At 61.1% G+C, this 18796-nt stretch carries 17 protein-coding genes and 1 pseudogene; 15 read left to right on the plus strand and 3 right to left on the minus strand.

Features of this window, described 5'->3' with window-relative positions:
• Together AAAB16_RS10130 and AAAB16_RS10135 are read left to right on the plus strand one after the other, a co-directional pair.
• A partial coding sequence (locus tag AAAB16_RS10130) for an aminotransferase class V-fold PLP-dependent enzyme (RefSeq protein WP_340663213.1) occupies positions 1-1163 on the plus strand: 1163 nt, incomplete at its 5' end.
• Positions 1164-1246: 83 nt separating this feature from the next.
• Positions 1247-2020, plus strand: a pseudogene (locus tag AAAB16_RS10135) (formylglycine-generating enzyme family protein); the annotation flags it as partial.
• Between the two features lie 161 nt (positions 2021-2181).
• Here AAAB16_RS10135 and AAAB16_RS10140 read toward each other — a convergent pair.
• Positions 2182-3093 (minus strand): LysR substrate-binding domain-containing protein, encoded by a 912-nt coding sequence (locus AAAB16_RS10140; protein ID WP_340663214.1) that lies wholly within the window; start codon positions 3091-3093, stop codon positions 2182-2184.
• A 136-nt stretch (positions 3094-3229) separates the two neighbouring features.
• On the opposite strand from AAAB16_RS10140, the gene AAAB16_RS10145 reads away from it, so the two are divergent.
• From AAAB16_RS10145 to pdeM, 10 genes are all read left to right on the plus strand, one after another.
• A complete protein-coding gene (locus AAAB16_RS10145) occupies positions 3230-3628 on the plus strand; it encodes a RidA family protein (protein ID WP_340663215.1) in 399 nt (132 codons plus the stop codon).
• A gap of 161 nt (positions 3629-3789) precedes the next feature.
• A complete protein-coding gene (locus AAAB16_RS10150; RefSeq protein ID WP_340663216.1) occupies positions 3790-3993 on the plus strand; it encodes a hypothetical protein in 204 nt (67 codons plus the stop codon).
• A 273-nt stretch (positions 3994-4266) separates the two neighbouring features.
• Positions 4267-4482 (plus strand): hypothetical protein, encoded by a 216-nt coding sequence (locus tag AAAB16_RS10155; RefSeq protein WP_110614090.1) that lies wholly within the window; start codon positions 4267-4269, stop codon positions 4480-4482.
• A gap of 281 nt (positions 4483-4763) precedes the next feature.
• On the plus strand, positions 4764-5240 hold the full coding sequence (locus tag AAAB16_RS10160; RefSeq protein ID WP_340663217.1) for a VOC family protein: 477 nt from the start codon (positions 4764-4766) through the stop codon (positions 5238-5240).
• Positions 5233-6072, plus strand: a complete 840-nt coding sequence (locus AAAB16_RS10165; RefSeq protein ID WP_340663218.1) for a glycine betaine ABC transporter substrate-binding protein — start codon at positions 5233-5235, stop codon at positions 6070-6072. Before AAAB16_RS10160 ends, AAAB16_RS10165 begins: the two co-directional genes overlap by 8 nt.
• A gap of 16 nt (positions 6073-6088) precedes the next feature.
• Complete coding sequence (locus tag AAAB16_RS10170) at positions 6089-6559, plus strand: Atu1372/SO_1960 family protein (RefSeq protein WP_340663219.1); 471 nt, start codon at positions 6089-6091, stop codon at positions 6557-6559.
• A 73-nt stretch (positions 6560-6632) separates the two neighbouring features.
• The gene (locus tag AAAB16_RS10175) at positions 6633-7640 is read left to right on the plus strand and encodes a ligase-associated DNA damage response exonuclease (RefSeq protein ID WP_340663220.1); all 1008 of its coding nucleotides are present in this window, start codon (positions 6633-6635) and stop codon (positions 7638-7640) included.
• The gene (locus tag AAAB16_RS10180; RefSeq protein ID WP_340663221.1) at positions 7637-9286 is read left to right on the plus strand and encodes an ATP-dependent DNA ligase; all 1650 of its coding nucleotides are present in this window, start codon (positions 7637-7639) and stop codon (positions 9284-9286) included. The genes AAAB16_RS10175 and AAAB16_RS10180 overlap by 4 nt, the downstream gene beginning before the upstream one ends.
• Positions 9283-11874: a ligase-associated DNA damage response DEXH box helicase gene (locus AAAB16_RS10185; RefSeq protein WP_340663222.1), complete on the plus strand. Its 2592-nt coding sequence runs from the start codon at positions 9283-9285 to the stop codon at positions 11872-11874. Before AAAB16_RS10180 ends, AAAB16_RS10185 begins: the two co-directional genes overlap by 4 nt.
• Positions 11871-12527, plus strand: coding sequence for a ligase-associated DNA damage response endonuclease PdeM (gene pdeM / locus AAAB16_RS10190; protein WP_340663223.1), 657 nt, complete (start codon positions 11871-11873; stop codon positions 12525-12527). The genes AAAB16_RS10185 and pdeM overlap by 4 nt, the downstream gene beginning before the upstream one ends.
• A gap of 103 nt (positions 12528-12630) precedes the next feature.
• Here pdeM and AAAB16_RS10195 read toward each other — a convergent pair whose 3' ends face one another.
• The gene (locus tag AAAB16_RS10195; RefSeq protein WP_340663227.1) at positions 12631-13779 is read right to left on the minus strand and encodes an MFS transporter; all 1149 of its coding nucleotides are present in this window, start codon (positions 13777-13779) and stop codon (positions 12631-12633) included.
• A gap of 217 nt (positions 13780-13996) precedes the next feature.
• On the opposite strand from AAAB16_RS10195, the gene AAAB16_RS10200 reads away from it, so the two are divergent.
• The gene (locus AAAB16_RS10200) at positions 13997-14785 is read left to right on the plus strand and encodes a helix-turn-helix transcriptional regulator (RefSeq protein WP_340663224.1); all 789 of its coding nucleotides are present in this window, start codon (positions 13997-13999) and stop codon (positions 14783-14785) included.
• 46 nt (positions 14786-14831) lie between these two features.
• On the opposite strand, the gene AAAB16_RS10205 is transcribed toward AAAB16_RS10200, so the two are convergent.
• Entirely contained in the window at positions 14832-15608 is a 777-nt protein-coding gene (locus tag AAAB16_RS10205) for a transporter substrate-binding domain-containing protein (protein WP_340663225.1), read from the minus strand.
• A gap of 430 nt (positions 15609-16038) precedes the next feature.
• Here AAAB16_RS10205 and AAAB16_RS10210 point away from each other — a divergent pair, with 430 nt between their 5' ends.
• Both AAAB16_RS10210 and AAAB16_RS10215 read left to right on the plus strand, forming a co-directional pair.
• Positions 16039-17274: an OprD family porin gene (locus AAAB16_RS10210; protein ID WP_340663228.1), complete on the plus strand. Its 1236-nt coding sequence runs from the start codon at positions 16039-16041 to the stop codon at positions 17272-17274.
• Positions 17275-17393: 119 nt separating this feature from the next.
• Positions 17394-18785 carry a GntP family permease gene (locus tag AAAB16_RS10215; protein WP_340663226.1) on the plus strand — a complete coding sequence of 464 codons (1392 nt, stop codon included), beginning with the start codon at positions 17394-17396 and terminating at the stop codon, positions 18783-18785.
• The last annotated feature ends 11 nt before the right edge of the window (positions 18786-18796 follow it).

Below are 18796 nucleotides of genomic sequence, written 5' to 3' on the forward strand. Positions count from 1 at the left end.
GGGCACAACTGCGCACCTTGTTTGAGCTGGATTACAGCCTGGCTCACTTCGCCAGTTTTCTCATCACCGCGCACCCCACGCCGGTGCGCCAGGCCATCGAACAATTTCGCGCCGCGTTCGACCGCAACCCCGCCCTGGCGGTGGATTATGAAAGCGAAGCCATCTGGAAACATGAAGACAACGCGCGCAATTGGGCGGCCAATTACCTCGGGGTAAAACCGGCGCAAATCGCCCTGACGGGCAGCACCACCGAAGGCTTGGCGCTGATCTACGGCGGCATCCATATCAAGCCTGGCCAGGAGCTGCTGACCAGTGCTCACGAGCACAATTCCACCTACTCGGCGTTGCGCTTTCGCAAGCAAAAAGACGCCACGCTAATGCGTGAAATCCCGCTGTACAAAGACCCGCAAACCATCAGCAAAGACGAAGTGCTGCAGGCAATCAAAAACAACCTGCGGCCCAACACCCGTGTGCTGGCCATGACCTGGGTGCATTCGGGCAGCGGTATCAAGCTGCCGATTGCGGAAATTGGCGCGCTGCTGCGCGAGCACAACAAGGGCCGCGACGAGGCCGATCGCGTGCTGTTTTGCGTCGATGGCGTGCATGGTTTTGGCGTGGAAAACGTCAACTTTGCCGACCTCAACTGCGACTACCTGATTGCCGGCACACACAAGTGGTTATTCGGCCCTCGGGGCACCGGCATCATCTGCTCGGCCACGCCAACTATGGCCAATATGACCCCCAGCGTCGGCAGCTTTTCCCGCCCCGACGACAGCTTTGCCAGCGTGATGTCGCCCGGTGGCTACCACAGCTTTGAACACCGCTGGGCCCTGGGCAAAGCCTTTGAACTGCACCTGTTGCTGGGTAAAGCCGATGTGCAGGCGCGCATCCAACAGCTCAACAGCTACCTGAAACAACGCCTGCAAACGCTCAAAGGCGTGCAACTGGTGACGCCTATCAGCCCGGAGCTGTCGGCCGGTTTTACCTTTTTTAAAACACCCCATGTCGACGAAGACGCCATCGCCGCCTACCTCACCCGCAATGGCGTGATTGTCGATGCGGTCAACCGCGATGTCGGCCCAGTGGTGCGCATGGCGCCGGGGCTGCTGAACACCGAAGCGGACGTCGACCGCGCCATCAACCTGCTGGCCCAACAGCTGTGAGAACCCTACCGATGAAAAAACTTCTGCTCGGCACCACCTTGCTGCTCGCCTTGCCCATTCACGCAGCAGACAAACATGCCGTCGGCAGCGTTTTCAGCGACTGCAAAGAGTGTCCAAAAATGGTGGTACTGCCGGCTGGTACGTTCACCATGGGCACCCAGGATGAAGAAGTCGGGCGCCAACCGGATGAAGGGCCACTGCACCCGGTCACCTTTGCCAAAGCCTTTGCCATCAGCCGTTTTCAGGTGTCGGCTGGCGAGTGGGATGCCTATGTAAAACAGGCCAAAGTGACCATCGCCAACGGCGACGAACGCCCCGGCCGCGAATGCGTGGCCAGCAAACCGCGTTATCCGCAAGGCCCAACGCAGCCGGCAGTGTGCATGAGCTACGACGACGTAAAAGGCTATGTCGCCTGGCTGTCGAAAAAGACCGGCAAGCACTACCGCATGCTTAGCGAAGCCGAACGCGAATACGCTGCCCGTGCCGGCTCGCCGGGGCCATTCCCCTTCCCCTTCGACGAAGGCGCCGACTACAGCATCGCCAAACACGCCAACACCTATGGCCCGGTCGACGGCTTTAGCTTTACCTCGCCAGGCGGCAGCTACCCGCCTAATGCGTTTGGCGTGTACGACATGCACGGCAACGTTTACGAATGGGTAGCCGACTGCATGCACGACAGCTACAACGGCGCACCAAGCGACGGCAGCCCATGGCTGGAAGCCAGCTGCGAATACCACATGATCCGCGGCAACGACTACACCGAAGCGCCAATCTTCTCCCGCTCCGGCAACCGCAACTACCGTGAACCCTACGTGCGCGGCGATTGGCTAGGGTTTCGCGTGGCGCGGGAGTTGTAACCCGCCGCTGATCTGCGACGTAGGTTGGGTTGAGCCGCAGGCGAAGCCCAACAGGGAGCCCGCAGGGCTCCGCGTGTATATCCTCTGGAGACCGATACGCGCCGTCCTGGCGGACGGCCCGTTGGGCTTCGCTGCGCTCACCGAACGCGGACCGACCCAACCTACGATACCGGTGCGTGCTGGGCCATTAACTCCACCACCCAGTCAATAAACACCCGTAACTTCAGGCTGACATGGCGGTTGGGTGGGTAGGCGATATACAGCGGCATGGGCTCCATCTGCCAGTCTTCAAACAGCGGCAGCAGTTGCCCGTTGGCCAGCGCTTCCTTGGCCATATAGGCCGGTAGCCAGAGTATGCCAAGCCCGGCAATGCCTGCAGTCAGGTAAGCATTGCCGTCGTCGACCGCCAACACGTAACGGCCCTGCATATGAATATGTTCATCGCCTTTGCGCATGCTGTAGGGCAGCGTTTTGCCGGTGCGGGCCCAGACAAAACCGACCACGCGATGCGCCGAGTCTTCCAGTTCACGCGGGTGCGCCGGTCGGCCCAGGCGTTGCAGATACGCCGGCGCGGCATACACGCCAAGCTGCAAATCGGCGACTTTGCGCGCCATCAACGACTGGTCGAGCAACTCGCCGCCGCGCACCACGCAGTCGACCTTTTCGCCGATCACATCGACCATGCGATCGCTCACACCCATATCAATTTGAATATCCGGATAACGCGCATGGAACTGCGGCAGCGCCGGTATCAGCAGGGTGCGCGCCAACGGGCTGGGCACGTCCACCCGCAGCCGCCCGCGCGGTAGGGCAGCGGCGCTAGACAGGCCCGTTTCAGCGTCGTCCAGATCGCTGAGCAAACGCACCACGCGCTCGTAATACACCGCCCCATCGGCCGTGAGGTTGACCTTACGGGTGGTGCGGTTGAGCAGCTTGACCCGCAGCCGCGCCTCCAGTTGCTGCACCAACTGGGTCACGGTGGTTTTGCTCATATGCAGGGTGTCGGCGGCCTTGGTAAAGCTGCCCGCCTCCACCACCCGGGCAAAGGCGAGCATTGCATCGAAACGGTCCACGGCGTGGGCTCCTTGGTGAGGGTTGCGGGCCGATAGATTATTTGGGAAACACAAACAGTGATGGCCAAGATTGCGCGTTTATCCCTCAAAGTCCAAGGCCTAGAGTGGCGCCATCACCTACTGATGGAGCCTTCCCATGAACACCCGCGACGTTGTTTTCCCCAAAGGCCGCCAAGCGCTGTACGAGCGCAACCGCTACTCGCCAGCGGTGCGTTCCAACGGCTTTTTATTTGTTTCCGGCCAAGTTGGCAGCCGCGAAGACGGCAGCCCGGAAGCGGAGCTGAAAACCCAGGTGCGCACTGCCTTTACCAACCTCAATGCCGTGCTCGCCGCCGCTGATTGCAGCTTTGATGATGTGGTGGATGTGACGGTTTTTATCGTCGACCCGGCGACTAAATTCGAAACCATCTGGGAGGTGGTGCCGGAGTTCTGGGGCCAAGCGCCGTTCCCCAACATCACCTGCGTCGGCGTCACCTGGCTGTATGGCTTCGACTTTGAAATCAAGGTAATCGCCAAGCTGCCGCAGACGGCCTAAACCCGCTGCCTTCATCAAGCCGTAACAAAGCAGGCCCACCTTACACACACGCAACTACGTGCGTGTGTGCTCACTAAATTGCCGACCTCGTGTTGGCATTTTTTTTGGCTGAGTGTTTTCTGATCTATTTTTCAACAGGGCCCCGGCCGCAGGAGGCAAAGATGGAAATTGCAGTGCAAAAACAAACCAGCGAAAGCCGTGAAACCTGGCTAGTCAAAAGCGGCAGCATGGCCATTTCCTTTTCCGACCAGAGCTCGGCCATGACTTTTGCCGACAAACTCAAAGAACGCGTGGAAGCCCCGCATCCGCTGTTGGGTGAGGTGTTGTTGTCCAGTTATGCCGGGCTGAATGACGTCAGCGAGTAAGTGTGTCTGCGGTTCCCCATCACCCTAGCCCGCGCGGGGCGCGATAACTGGAGCACTTAAGCTCCCCTCGCCCGCTCGCGGGAGAGGGGCTGGCAGTGAGGGCAAGCTCCATCGCCATTCCCGGTTACATCCGCCGCACAATTTTCCTGCAACCAATCTCACACCCCTCCGGTCTGTACTGCCAATCCATGGCAACCGAAACGGCATCTGCCCGCCATCAAACCGCAATATCGGCGCCCTACAGTGCAGCCTCGAATCTAGGAGTTACCCGTTGTGAGCCGCACCATTCGTACTCTGTGCAAAACCCTTGACCACGTTGCCGGCAATAACGAAGCCGCGGCCATCGCCGTAATGCGCGCCGCCGAAGCGGTCAGCGATCAGTTGCTCAAGCAGCAATTGCTTAACGTGATCCATCGACTGAATGTCGATGCCACCTTGCTGCAAGCCGCCCGCCATGAGATTGCCAGCGAAGGGTTGAAACGCGCCTGAGCCCTGGCTTTGCGGCCTATTTTCAATCCTCAGCACTAGGTGCTTGCTGGCGCACCGACTTTTTCCCTGCCCCTGCCAGCGCTCACCCTCTCCTCTCGTCTGGCCCTTTGCCCCAGACGCAGGAGAGCTGCCATGTCCCGTCTGACCCTTCGCGGTTTTTTTCACTCCATCGATAACGCCCTCGCCCAGCTGTGGAACACCTGTGTCCGGGGTGCCGCCGTTGGTACGCCCTCGTCGTACCGCGCTGCGCTCGTCCCAATCGATACTCGGGAGGACGCGCAATGACTATCCAACGCCTGGATCACTTCACCATCCGCACAGAACGCTGGGATGAAACCGCGGCGTTTTTTGCCCACGTGATCGGTTTGCAACCCGGCCCGCGTCCGGCGTTTCGCTTTCCGGGGCATTGGCTGTATGCCAGTGGCAAGCCGATTCTGCACATCGTGTCGATGACCGAAGACCGCGCGGAGCTGGAGGCGTATCTGGGGGTTAAAACGCCGCAACCCGGTGGCGGCTCGATTGATCATGTGTCGTTGCGTGGCGACGATCTTGGCGCCACCCAACAGCATTTCGTCGCGCTGAATATTGCCTTTCGCGAGCGGGTAATTCCCGAGGTGGGCGAACACCAGTTGTTTGTCGAAGACCCCAACGGCATCACTGTGGAAATAATTTTTCCCTACTCGCCCGCGGCAAAAATCGTCGGCCAGGCCATGCCCACGCTCGAGGTGGCCGAGCCCTGGGAGCAGCGCCATGACTAACCCCCGTAGCGTCCATCTCGGCGTCACCGATCTGTCTTTTCACCGGGCCTGCGGCGCCATCGTCAGCCTCGTATTGCTGCGCATGGGGGTTGCGGTGCAGTCCAGCTTTGCCCTGCACCAAGCCAACTTCGAGCGTTTACGCACCGGCAGCATCGATATGCTCGCCTCCGCCTGGCTGCCCTATAGCCATGGCATTTATCGGCAAGAAGTAGAACGCGAGGTCGCTACCCGTGAACTGGGCCTGCACTACCAGCCGTACGCGCTGTGGGGTGTGCCGGAGTATGTGCCAGAGGCTGAGGTGGCAAGCATTGAAGACTTGCTCAAGCCCGCCGTAGCGGCACGAATGAAGCACAGTATTCAGGGCATCGGGCCGGGTGCGGGGATCACCCGTTTCTCCCTGCGCATCATGGAGGAATATGGGCTGTTGGCGGCTGGCTATAGCTTTCACACCGGCAGCGAAACGGACTGCACCTCGGCCTTTGAACAGTTGGTGACCGAACAGGCGTGGGGCGTGGTGCCGCTGTGGCACCCGCAGTTTTTGCACCACCGCTACCGCATCCGTGAACTGCAAGACCCCAAAGGCTTGCTCGGCGGCGTGGACCGCGCGGTACTGCTGGCCCGCGAAGACCGCTTGGCGCTGTTTACCGCAGAAGAAATCCAGGTGCTGGGCAACATCCGCCTCTCCAACGCCATCGTTGCCGAGCTGGATTACGCCATCAATCGCGGCGGTAAAAGCCCGGAACAAGCGGCGGCCGATTGGTTACGGGAGCATGCCGATACCCTGGCCAGCTGGCTGGCGCCGCTGCCTACCCACGCAGAACAACAGCCATAACCGTGGAGCCGATGCGATGACCATTACCCCCGAACAGCGCCTGCTTAACGCCGGTCTTAACCTGCCCGCTTGCCCGCCAGCGCTGGGTAATTACTTCCCCTGGGCGATTGTGGGCAATACGCTGATGACCTCCGGGCAATTTCCTTGGGTCGATGGCACCCTGCATTATCAGGGGCGCCTGGGCCGTGAGCTGAGCTTGGAACAAGGTTACGCGGCCTGTCGCCTGGCCGGCTTAAATGCCATCGCGCAACTGAAAGACGCCCTCGGCGACCTGACGCGGGTCAAGCAGATCTACCGCCTCGAAGGCGTCCTCAATGTGGCCGAAGACTTCCACGACCACCCCAAAGCGCTCGATGGCGCCTCGGACCTGATGGTAGAAATTTTTGCCGAACGCGGCCGCCACACACGGATGATCTGGACCAACCCGGTAATGCCCATGGATGGCTTTTGCTTGGTTTACCTGTTCGCCGAAATCGAGCCCGCCTAGCGCCGTTAAAACCACCCGAACCTAAACGACGCCTCGGCCCTCTTACCTGTACGTCCCTTGCCGAGGCGCCTGCATGGAGCTGGTGATTGCTCGACCCGAAGGTTTGTACTGCCCACCTGGTGATTTCTATATCGACCCCTGGCGCCCGGTAGAACGTGCGGTTATCACCCACGCCCACGGCGACCACGCGCGCACCGGTAACCAGCGCTATTTGGCCGCCGCGCCCGGCGAAGGTATTTTGCGTTCGCGCCTGGGCCAAGACATCAATCTGCAAACCCTGGCCTATGGTGAGCGCCTTAACCATCACGGCGTGACCTTGAGTTTTCACCCCGCCGGCCATGTGCTCGGCTCGGCGCAGGTGCGCCTGGAGTACGGCGGTGAAGTCTGGGTGGCCTCTGGCGACTACAAGGTGGAAGCCGACGGCACCTGCACGCCGTTTGAGCCAGTGACATGCCACACCTTTATTACTGAATCGACCTTTGGCCTGCCAATCTACCGTTGGCAGCCGCAGTCGGAGATTTTCGCCGGCATTGACGATTGGTGGCGCACCAATGCCGCCGCCGGCCGCGCCAGTGTGTTGTTCGCCTATTCGTTCGGCAAAGCCCAGCGCATTTTGCATGGCATCGACGCCAGCATCGGGCCGATTCTGGTGCACGGTGCGGTAGAGCCGTTAAACCAGGTGTACCGCGCCGGCGGTGTGCGTATTCCCGAAACCCTATACGCCGGCGATATCGCTAAAAACGACCCGTTGCTGCGCCAAGCCCTGATCATCGCCCCGCCCTCTGCTTCCGGCAGCACCTGGATGCGCCGGTTTGGCGAGTACAGCGATGCCTTTGCCAGTGGCTGGATGCTGCTGCGCGGCACGCGGCGCCGGCGTGGTGTGGACCGTGGCTTTGTGCTCTCCGACCACGCCGACTGGCCGGGGCTGCTGTGGGCCATCGAACAAACCGGTGCCGAGCGGGTGATGGTTACCCATGGCCAGGTCAATGTGTTGGTGCGTCATCTGCGCGAACAGGGCTTGGACGCACGCGGTTTTGAAACCGAATACGGCGCCGAGGAAGACAGCGAGGCACCGGCATGAAGGCTTTTGCCGAACTCTATGCGCGGCTGGACGGCACCACCTCCAGCAACGCCAAACTACATGCCTTACAGGAATACTTCGCCAGCGCCGACCCTGCCGATGCGGCCTGGGCGGTGTATTTCCTTTCCGGCGGAAAACCTCGACAAGTAGTGCCCACACGCCTGCTGCGCGAACTGGCCAGCCGCCTGGCGGGGCTGTCGGAGTGGCTGTTTGAAGAGAGTTATCAGGCGGTCGGCGACTTGGCCGAAACCATTTCCCTGCTGCTGCCCGAAGCCGCCCACAGCACCGAGCACGGCCTGGCCTGGTGGTTGGAAGAACAATTGCTGCCGCTGCGTGGCCTACCGCCAGAAGAGCTAAGCGAACGCCTGCCGCCGCTGTGGGCGCAGCTGGATCGGCAGAGCTTGATGGTCAGCCTGAAGCTGCTGACCGGCTCGTTTCGCGTCGGCGTGTCCAAGCTGCTGGTCACCCGCGCCCTCGCCGGTTTGGCCGGAATTGATGCCAAGCGCGTGGCGCAACGGTTGGTGGGCTACACCGACCTGTCCCACCGCCCCAGCGCGCAACGGTATTTGGCGCTGATTGCCGCCGAGTCGGACGACGAACATGCCCAGCGCGGTGGCCAGCCCTACCCGTTTTTTCTCGCCCATCCGTTGCAGCAAGACAGCGAGCAATTCGACGCCGTATTGGGGCCGGTGCAGGACTGGCTGGTGGAGTGGAAGTGGGATGGCATTCGCGCGCAATTGGTTAAGCGTGACGGCCGCTTATGGATTTGGTCACGCGGTGAAGAGCTGGTGACTGAGCGCTTTCCTGAGCTGCATGAACTGGGTGAAGCGCTACCCGACGGCAGCGTGCTGGATGGCGAGTTGGTGGTGTGGAAACACGACAGCGACAAAGCCTTTGGCATCCAACCCTTCGCCCTGCTGCAACAACGCATCGGCCGCAAAACCCTGAGCGCCAAGTTGTTGGCCGAGGTGCCGGTGGTGCTGCTGGCCTACGACCTGTTGGAATGGCGCGGCGAAGACTGGCGTAGCCATAGCCAAAACGAGCGTCGCTCACGCCTGGAACTGTTGGTGGCAGAGATGGCTGACGAGCGCCTGCGCCTGTCGCCGGAGGTAACCGGCAACGACTGGGCCGACCTCGCCCGGCAACGCCAAGCCTCCCGCGAGCTGGGGGTGGAAGGCATGATGCTTAAACGCCGCGACTCGCTGTATGGCGTCGGCCGCACCAAGGATATGGGCCTGTGGTGGAAGTGGAAGGTCGACCCGTTCAGCATTGACGCCGTGCTGATCTACGCCCAGCGCGGCCACGGCCGGCGCGCCAGTTTATATAGCGATTACACCTTTGCCGTGTGGGACGACGCCGCGCCTGGCGAGCGCGTGCTGGTGCCGTTTGCCAAGGCCTATTCGGGGCTGACCGACGAAGAAATGCGCAAGGTCGACGCCATTATCCGCAAGACCACCGTGGAGAAATTCGGCCCGGTACGCAGCGTGACGCCAAGTCTGGTATTTGAGCTGGGTTTTGAAGGCATCGCCCTGTCCAAGCGCCACAAGAGCGGCATCGCCGTGCGTTTTCCACGCATGTTGCGCTGGCGAACCGACAAGACGGTCGACGACGCCGACACCCTGGCTACCTTGCAGGGTCTGCTGTGAGCAGTGCCTCCAGCGCCTGGTTTGCGCTGCAACAGTGGAAGCCTTTTCCCTTTCAAAAGGAGGTGTGGCAGGCGGTAAAAGCCGGCGAGTCCGGCCTGCTGCATGCCACTACCGGTGCGGGTAAAACCTATGCGGTGTGGTTTGCCGCGCTAAACCGTTTTGCCAAACCTGGCGTTGCCGCGCCGGTGGGCAAACCGCTGAAACGTAAACCGGCCATGGCGCCGCTGACGGTGTTGTGGATTACGCCGATGCGCGCCTTGGCTGCCGACACCGCACGGGCTCTGCAAGCGCCGCTGGACGATCTGCATATCCCCTGGAGCGTGGGCCTGCGCACTGGCGACACCAGCGGTGCCGAGCGCGCCCGGCAAAGTCGCAAACTGCCGACAGCGCTGATCACCACCCCGGAAAGCCTGACCCTGCTACTGACCGGCGCCAACGCGCGCGACGCCTTCGCCAACCTGCGCATGGTGGTGGTCGATGAGTGGCATGAACTGCTCGGCAATAAGCGCGGCGTGCAGTTGCAACTGGCCTTGGCGCGGCTGCGGCAGTGGAGCCCGCAGCTGATGGTCTGGGGCTTGTCTGCCACCCTCGGTAATCAGCCCCATGCCCTGGAAGTGCTGATGCCGGAAGGTTGTCTGGTGCAAGGCAAAATGGCCAAAGACCTGCGCATCGACACCCTGCTACCACCCGGTATCGAGCGTTTTCCCTGGGCTGGGCACCTGGGCCTGCGCATGTTGCCGCAGGTGGTCGCCGAGCTGGAAAGCAGCAGCACCACGCTGGTATTTACCAACACCCGCTCACAGGCGGAGATCTGGTACCAGGCCTTGCTGGAGGCACGCCCGGATTGGGCTGGGCTGCTGGCCTTGCACCATGGCTCGCTGTCTCGCGAGGTGCGGGACTGGGTGGAATTGGCGCTCAAGCAGGGTTCACTCAAGGCCGTGGTCTGCACGTCGAGCCTGGACTTGGGCGTGGATTTTTTGCCGGTCGAACGGGTGCTGCAAATTGGCTCGCCCAAAGGTGTCGCGCGGCTGATGCAACGCGCCGGGCGCAGCGGCCATGCGCCGGGGCGCCCATCACGCGCCACCCTGGTGCCGACCCATAGTTTGGAACTACTGGAAGCGGCGGCGGCACAAACGGCGGTGGCCGAGCGGCGCATTGAAAGCCGCCAGTCGCCGGAAAAACCGCTGGATGTGTTGGTCCAGCACTTAGTCAGCATGGCCTTGGGCGGCGGCTTTATCGCCGCTGAATTGCTGGCTGAAGTACGCAGCGCCTGGGCCTATCGGCACCTGAGCGATGAGGAATGGGACTGGGCCTTGGCCTTTGTCCGCCATGGCGGCCACTCACTTACCGCCTACCCCGACTACCGCCGCGCCGAGCCCGACGAAAACGGCCGCTGGCAGGTGCCGGACGCACGCTTAGCCAGGCGTCATCGTATGAGCATTGGCACCATCGTTAGTGATGCCAGCCTTAGCGTGAAGTACTGGACCAAGGGCGGCAGCGGCGGTTCGCTGGGCAGCGTCGAAGAAGGCTTTATCGCCCGCCTGCGCCCCGGCGACAACTTCCTGTTTGCTGGGCGTTTGCTCGAATTGGTGCGGGTGGAAAATATGACCGCCTATGTGCGCCGCGCCAGCGGTAAAAAGGCCGCAGTGCCGCGCTGGAATGGCGGGCGCATGCCGCTGTCCAGCGAGCTGGCCGATGCCGTGGTCGAGCAGTTGGGCGCCGCTGCCGACGGTCATTTCCCCAGCGCGGAAATGCGCCTGCTCCAGCCCCTGCTAAAGGTGCAGGAAGACTGGTCCGCCCTGCCCACCACCGACACGCTGCTGGCCGAAGTGCTGAAATCACGCGAAGGCTGGCACCTGTTTCTCTACCCCTTCGCCGGGCGCTCCGTGCACCTCGGGCTGGCCAGCTTATTGGCCTGGCGCTTGGGCCGGAATACGCCGTTAAGTTTTTCCATCGCGGTAAACGACTACGGTCTGGAGCTGCTCTGCGCCAGCCCTATCGACTACCTCGAGGTGCTGACCCCGGCGCTATTTAGCAGCGAACACCTGCTGCAAGACGTACTCGCCAGCCTGAATGCCGGCGAGCTGGCGCGCCGGCGCTTTCGCGAAATCGCCCGTATCGCCGGCCTGGTGTTTTCCGGCTACCCCGGCGCGGCAAAAAGCGCGCGGCAGTTGCAGGCTTCCAGTGCGCTGTTTTTTGACGTGTTCCAGCAATACGACCCCGACAACCTGCTGCTCACCCAGGCCCAGCAGGAAGTGCTGCGTCAGGAATTGGAGGTCGAGCGTTTGCAGCAGAGCTTGCAGCGCTTACAAAGCCGGCGCCTGGATGTGCACGTGATCAAGCGCGCTACACCCTTTGCCTTTCCGCTGCTGGTAGAGCGTTTTCGCGAAAGCCTAAGCTCGGAAAAACTCGCCGACCGAATTAAACGCATGGTTCAGGACTTGGAAAAAGCCGCCGGCCCCGGCGCCTTTGCCGCCGATACCGATGCACGCTTTGCTATTGATGATGAGCGCCCGGCGCCGCGCAAAGGCCGCGCGCCCCGGCAGGGAAAAGATGGTTTGCCACGTAACAAGAAAGCCAAACCATGAGTGAGCACCTTGCCGTGCAATTGGCTGGCAGCGAACTCTGGCTGCTGGCGGATAAAGCTATCTGGTGGCCCGAACAGCAGGCGTTGCTGATTGCCGACCTGCACCTGGGCAAAGCCGCCACCTACCGCCAGCTCGGGCAGCCGGTGCCCCATGGCACCACGGCGGAAAACTTCCAACGTCTGGACCGCCTGCTGCAGCGCTATGCCTGCCGACGGCTGATTGTATTGGGCGACTTTCTGCATGCCCGTCAGGCAAAAAACCCGCTGACCATGGCGGCGTTAAGCGAATGGCGCGGGCGTTACCCCGGGCTCGCGATCACCCTGATTCGTGGCAACCACGACCGCAATGCCGGCGACCCGCCAGCGCCGTTGACTATCGAAACCGTGGCCGAGCCCCTGTTGCTTGGGCCCTTTGCCTTGCAGCACGAACCTGATCCCCATTCCACTCACCATGTACTCGCCGGCCATGTGCACCCGGCCTACCGGCTGCGCGGTAAAGGCCGGCAGAGCTTGCGTTTGCCATGTTTTGTCTTGGGTGAGCGCCTAAGCCTGCTGCCGGCGTTTGGCAGTTTTACCGGGGCGATGACGGTGTTTGCCGAGGCTGGGCAGCGGATTTTCGTGCTGGGCGATGGCGGCGTATGGCAAGCCACCTAGGGTGTAGTGCAACCACAGGCCATTGCTGGCCAGAGCAAGGCCCCGCTGGCGGTACTGACGAGTGTGCTGGAACGGCCCCTGACGTAATCAGGGGCGCAGCGCCCTACACGCCTTTGGTCGAGGGCAGCAGCACGGTCAAAATGCCCAGCAGTGGCAGAAACGCGCAGAGGTGGAACACGTATTCAATGCCATGGATATCCGCCAGGTAGCCCAGCAGCGCGCCGCCAATGCCGCCAAAGCCAAACATCAGGCCAAAGAAGATCCCGGCGATCATGCCGACATTGCCGGGCACCAGCTCTTGCGCGAACACCACAATGGCCGAGAACGCCGACGACAAGATAAAGCCGATGATCATGCTCAGCACGGCGGTCCAGAACAGGTCGACATAGGGCAAGGCCAAGGTAAAAGGCGCAGCGCCCAGGATGGAAAACCAGATCACTTTTTTCCGGCCGATCTTGTCGCCAATCGGCCCACCGAAAAACGTACCCGCCGCTACCGAGCCCAAAAACAGGAACAGATACATCTGCGAGCTGGTTACCGAGAGGTCGAACTTTTCGATCAAGAAAAAGGTGAAGTAACTGGTCAAGCTGGACATGTAGAAGTACTTGGAAAACACCAGCAGCGCCAACACCACCAGCGCACCCATCACCCGTTGTTTGGACAGGCCATGGGTGGCCACGCCCCCGCTCTTGAGCTTGAACAGGTTGAGGTGATTGCGGTACCAGCGGCTCAAGCCGTAGAGCACCAAAATGGCAAACACGGCGAACAGACCAAACCAGGCGACATGCCCTTGGCCATAGGGAATCACGATGGCTGCTGCCAGCAACGGACCAAACGCGGTGCCGGCATTACCGCCGACTTGAAAGGTGGACTGCGCCAAGCCGTAACGCCCGCCCGAGGCCAGCCGAGCAATGCGCGAGGCTTCCGGGTGGAAGGTCGACGAGCCGATGCCCACCAAACCCGAGGCCAGCAGAATGGCCGGAAAGCTGCCGACAAAGGCCAACAACAAAATACCCACCAGGGTGCACAGCGACCCCACCGGCAGCAACCACGGCTTGGGATGGCGGTCGGTGTGATAACCGACCCAAGGCTGTAGCAGCGAGGCGGTCAGTTGAAAGGTCAGGGTAATCAGGCCGACCTGGGCGAAGGTCAGGCCGTAGTTGGCCTTGAGCATCGGGTAGATCGAGGGCAGCACAGCCTGAATCAGGTCGTTGATCATATGCGCCAAGGCGCAGGCGCCGATTACCCGCATTACCAAGGGGCTGGCTTGCTGGGCTACAGCGGCGGCAGCCGAAGGGCCGGCGGCAACTGAGGGAGACGCGGTGGTACTGAGGGACATAGGGCAGCTTCCAGACAGACCAGCGCGTTGCAACACGCGCTGGCAATTTCGGGGGTCGGCGCTATCCTACGGGGCGCTAAAACTGCCTGTCTCGCGAAATGCAGACAACACCTATCGCAAAACGGACAACATGATCAAACCCTGGGATGAATTACCGCTGGATGCCAGACTGCTGGCCATTGATGCCGCCGCCTGGCGCGTCAGCAGCAGCGCTACCGACTACCCGGCTGATTGGGTGATCCCGCCGCACAGCCACAACAAGCACCAACTGCTCTACGCCATTCAGGGCGTCATGGTGGTTAACGCCGCCCTGCACCAATGGATTGTGCCGCCCAGCCGGGGGATCTGGATGCCCCGTGGCCAGGTGCACTCGCTGCGCTGCATTGGTCCGTTAAAAATGCGCAGCGTGTTTGTGCAGGCCGAGGACAACCTGGGGCTGCCCAGCGAAACCAAAGCGGTGAGCATTTCGCCGCTGCTGAGCGAGTTGATCCAGACCTCCATCAGCATCGCCGAGCCCTACGCCAACGACTCGCGCGAAGCACGGGTGATGAACCTGATCCTCGACGAGCTGAAAATCCTCCCCGCTCTGCCCCTGCATTTGCCGCAACCCAGCGATCCGCGCATCGAACCGATTTGCACCACCTTGCACCAAGACCCCGGCGACAACGCCACGCTTGCCGACTGGAGCAAGCGTCTGCACCTGGACGAAAAAACCATCCAGCGCCTGTTCCAAAAAGGCACCGGCATGACCTTCGGCCAGTGGCGCCAACAAGCGCGTCTGCTGCTGGCCCTGGAGCGTATTGCCGTGGGGGAAAAGATCATCGACGTCGCTGGCGCCCTCGGCTACGAAAGCCCCAGCGCGTTTGCCACCATGTTTAAAAAACAGTTCGGCACCACGCCGAGCCAGTTTTTTAAATAAACACGTCGTCCCGCAGGGTGTGCTGTGCACGCCACGCGAACGCGGCCTAGTTCTCCACCGCTATGCCGTGGCGCTCAGCCACCTGCCGGTACACACCGTTGCGCCGCAACTTACCCAACGCGTGGTTAAACCGTTCCAGCAGTTGCTGCGTCTGCGGGTAGCTGCGCGAGGTCATCAAGTAGTTGTGGCCCACGGCCAAGGGCTTTTCCAAGGCATGGAATGCCGCCTGTTCTTCGGCGGGGAAGTTCTTGCGGATAACGTCCCAGCCCACGCTATCGACCGCCGGAACCAAGTCCACTCGCCCGGCGCGGAGTTTTTTAAAGCTGGAATCTTCGCTGGTGGTCAGCTCCAGGTTAAGGCCGGCCGCATTGAACAGCGCTTCGTAGTAATAGCCGCGCACGCCGCCGATTTTAAAGCGTTTAAATTCCTCGAAATTTTCGAAAGTACGCGGGTAGCCCTGGTCGGTTGGGCTGTAATAAAACAACAGCGTTTGCTTGGCATACAGCGGCTCGGAGAAGAGAAACTTCTGCTCGCGCTCGGGCGTTGGCACGTAGGGCATGGTTGCCCAAACCTGCAGGTCTTCCACCGCGCGCTCGCAGCGCGGCCAAGGCATAAAGCGAAACTCAAACTTCACGCCCATTTCCCTCGCCACTTTGGGCAACAGCTCGCTAAGAAAGCTGTCCTGGGCGTTGGCACTGACATAAGGCGGCAGCTCGCTGGTGGCGATAATCAGCACCTTAGGGGCGGCTTGGGTTGCGCCGCAGAAGCTGGTTAGCAACGCGATAGCCAAGACGGCGGCGTTGCGAGCGGGGCTGAGTGCCATGGAAGCCTTTAGAAAAAGCTGAGGGGCTTTAAAACTTTAGACAGTTATTGGCCGACAGCTTGGGTGGATTGCCGTTGCTGCTTCGCCAGCAGGCAGCGCCGCGGCCAACTCTCCAAACGAAGACACAATCTCAAATTAGAGATAGCGCAGCCCAGCGTGTTATCGCCCGCTCTCCCAGCTTTATGTCTCGCACTAGAGACAAGAACGGCTAAAAATTTTAGCCAATAACCATAAAATCCTTAATTTTCAATACCTTAGCTATATGGCACATATCTCGCTATAGCTCCCGCCGCGGCCAGACCGCAGCCGAAAAACAACAACAATATCGTCGCACGCTATGCGCACTGACCCTGCGGGACGCCACGGCATCGTCCCTAGTCGCACAGCTGCAACCAGGAGATCTGTTATGAGCTACCCGCTCAGCCACGCCATGGTGCTTGCTACCCTCGGCACCGGCTTCTGCCTTTCCCAGGCCGCCCAGGCCGATTTCATCGAAGACAGCAAAGCCAATCTCGAACTGCGTAACTTCTACTTCAACCGTGACTTCCGCCAAGACGGCGCCGCGCAATCCAAGCAAGACGAATGGGCGCAGGGCTTTCTGCTGCGTTATGAGTCGGGCTATACCGCCGGCACCATTGGCGTGGGGGTAGACGCCATTGGCCTGCTTGGCCTGAAACTCGACTCCAGCCCCGACCGCGCCGGATCAGGCTTGCTGCCACGCGGCCGCAGCGCGCCACGCGAAGCTGCCGACGATTACAGCCAGCTCGGGCTAACCGCCAAGCTCAAGGCCTCCAACAGCGTGCTCAAGGTAGGCACGTTGATACCGAAACTGCCGACCACCCTGGCCAACGACTCGCGCCTGCTGCCGCAAACCTTTCAAGGCGCACACCTGAACTCCAGCGAGTTTGCCGGCTTGACCCTGGACGCCGGGCGCCTGACCCAGGTAAGCCTTCGCGACTCCTCCAACAGCGAAGACATGACCATCACCACCGGTGGTGCCAAACGTATCGTCGCCAGCGGCACCAGCGACCAGTTCGACTTCGCAGGCCTGAGCTACAAATGGAACGACCAGCTCACCACCGGCTACAACTACGGCAAGCTCGACAACCTCTACAGCCAACACTTGGTCAACCTCACCCACGTGCTGCCCATCAGCGCCGGCCAAGCGCTAAAAACCGACCTGCGCTACGGCCGCTCCAATGACGAGGGCCGCAGCAATGTCGACAACCGCGCCCTCGGCGCCATGTTCACCTACAGCCTCGGCGGCCATGCCTTTGGTTTGGGCTACCAGAAAATGAGTGGCGACACCGGTTTTGCCTATATCGGTGGCACCGACGCGTTCCTGGTCAACTTTGTCCAGATCGGCGATTTCGCCAACGCCGACGAGCGTTCCTGGCAGGCCCGCTACGATTACAACTTTGCCGCCCTCGGTGTACCGGGGCTGACCTTTATGACCCGCTACCTAACCGGCGACAACATCAGCCTGGCCAGCGGCGCCGAGGGCAAAGAGTGGGAGCGCAACACCGATATCGCCTATGTGATCCAGGACGGCGCGCTGAAAAACCTCGGGGTGAAATGGCGCAATGCGACGGTGCGCTCGACCAACTTTGGCAACGATCTGGACGAAAACCGCCTGATCGTCAGTTACAGCCTGCCGTTGTGGTAACCGCAGGTGCAAAAAAGCGGCGAATCAATCGCCGCTGCGCTACTCCATAAAACACAGCCTTTACCCATAACAATAAAACCATCGGGTGGCCTAACCGCCCGGTATCAGGAGAACGCTTTATGAGTGTGATCATCGCCCTCGCCGCCCTCGCGCTGTTGATGCTCGCGGCTTACCGCGGCTACAGCGTTATTTTGTTTGCCCCCATCGCCGCCCTTGGCGCGGTGTTGCTCACCGACCCCTCTGCCGTGGCGCCGGCCTTTACCGGCGTGTTTATGGAAAAGATGGTTGGCTTCGTCAAACTGTACTTTCCGGTGTTTTTGCTCGGTGCGGTGTTCGGCAAGCTGATTGAGCTGTCGGGCTTCTCGCGCTCCATCGTTGCCGCCGCCATCCGGTTGCTCGGCACACGTCAGGCCATGTTGGTGATCGTGCTGGTCTGTGCGCTGCTGACCTACGGCGGTGTATCGCTGTTTGTGGTGGTGTTTGCGGTGTATCCGTTTGCCGCGGAAATGTTCCGCCAGAGCGATATTCCCAAGCGCCTGATCCCGGCCACCATCGCCCTCGGCGCCTTTAGCTTCACCATGGACGCCCTGCCCGGCACCCCGCAGATTCAGAACATCATCCCCACCACCTTTTTTGGCACCACCTCCTGGGCGGCACCGTGGCTGGGCGTGGTCGGCACCGTGTTCGTGTTTATTGCCGGCATGCTCTACCTGCGCCGCCAACTGCGCAAAGCCAAGGCTAACGGTGAGGGCTATGGCACTGACCTGCGCAATGAGCCAGAGACGGCCGAAGATATTGCCCTGCCCAACCCGTGGTTGGCGCTGTCGCCGCTGATTCTGGTGGGCGTGGCTAACCTGGTGTTCACCCGCTGGATTCCGGAAATCTACGGCAAGACCCACACCCTGCAACTGGCCGGCATGGCGCAACCGGTGACCAGTGAAGTGGCCAAACTGACTGGCATTTGGGCCGTGCAGGCGGCGTTGTTACTGGGCATTTTGCTGGTGTTGATCTGCGGCTTCCGCGCGATTAAATCCAAGCTTGCCGAAGGCACCAAAACGGCGGTCGGCGGCGCACTGCTGGCGTCGATGAACACCGCGTCGGAATACGGTTTTGGTGCGGTGATCGCTTCCCTGCCGGGCTTTCTGGTGCTGGCTGATGCGCTGAAAACCATCCCCAATCCATTGGTTAACGAAGCCGTCACCGTCACCCTGCTGGCGGGTATAACCGGGTCCGCCTCGGGCGGTATGAGCATCGCCTTGGCGGCCATGTCGCACACCTTTATCGAAGCCGCCAATGCCGCCAATATCCCCTTGGAAGTGCTGCACCGCGTGGCCGCCATGGCCAGCGGCGGTATGGACACCCTGCCGCACAACGGCGCGGTGATCACCTTGCTGGCGGTAACCGGGCTCACCCACCGCGAAGCCTATAAAGACATCTTCGGCATCACCATTATCAAAACCCTGGCCGTGTTTGTGGTCATCGGCACCTTCTACGCTACCGGCATTGTTTAACTGACGTGGTG

It is taken from the genome of Pseudomonas sp., from assembly GCF_037994325.1.
GTDB lineage: Bacteria > Pseudomonadota > Gammaproteobacteria > Pseudomonadales > Pseudomonadaceae > Aquipseudomonas.

Bases quoted from the DNA above. Each gene is read 5' to 3' on its own strand.
- AAAB16_RS10145 (WP_340663215.1), top strand. From the start codon at position 3,230: ATGAACACCCGCGACGTTGTTTTCCCCAAAGGCCGCCAAGCGCTGTAC.
- AAAB16_RS10150 (WP_340663216.1), top strand. From the start codon at position 3,790: ATGGAAATTGCAGTGCAAAAACAAACCAGCGAAAGCCGTGAAACCTGG.
- AAAB16_RS10160 (WP_340663217.1), top strand. From the start codon at position 4,764: ATGACTATCCAACGCCTGGATCACTTCACCATCCGCACAGAACGCTGG.
- AAAB16_RS10165 (WP_340663218.1), top strand. From the start codon at position 5,233: ATGACTAACCCCCGTAGCGTCCATCTCGGCGTCACCGATCTGTCTTTT.
- AAAB16_RS10170 (WP_340663219.1), top strand. From the start codon at position 6,089: ATGACCATTACCCCCGAACAGCGCCTGCTTAACGCCGGTCTTAACCTG.
- AAAB16_RS10175 (WP_340663220.1), top strand. From the start codon at position 6,633: ATGGAGCTGGTGATTGCTCGACCCGAAGGTTTGTACTGCCCACCTGGT.
- AAAB16_RS10180 (WP_340663221.1), top strand. From the start codon at position 7,637: ATGAAGGCTTTTGCCGAACTCTATGCGCGGCTGGACGGCACCACCTCC.
- pdeM (WP_340663223.1), top strand. From the start codon at position 11,871: ATGAGTGAGCACCTTGCCGTGCAATTGGCTGGCAGCGAACTCTGGCTG.
- AAAB16_RS10195 (WP_340663227.1), bottom strand. From the start codon at position 13,779: ATGCGGGTAATCGGCGCCTGCGCCTTGGCGCATATGATCAACGACCTG.
- AAAB16_RS10200 (WP_340663224.1), top strand. From the start codon at position 13,997: ATGATCAAACCCTGGGATGAATTACCGCTGGATGCCAGACTGCTGGCC.
- AAAB16_RS10205 (WP_340663225.1), bottom strand. From the start codon at position 15,608: ATGGCACTCAGCCCCGCTCGCAACGCCGCCGTCTTGGCTATCGCGTTG.
- AAAB16_RS10210 (WP_340663228.1), top strand. From the start codon at position 16,039: ATGGTGCTTGCTACCCTCGGCACCGGCTTCTGCCTTTCCCAGGCCGCC.
- AAAB16_RS10215 (WP_340663226.1), top strand. From the start codon at position 17,394: ATGAGTGTGATCATCGCCCTCGCCGCCCTCGCGCTGTTGATGCTCGCG.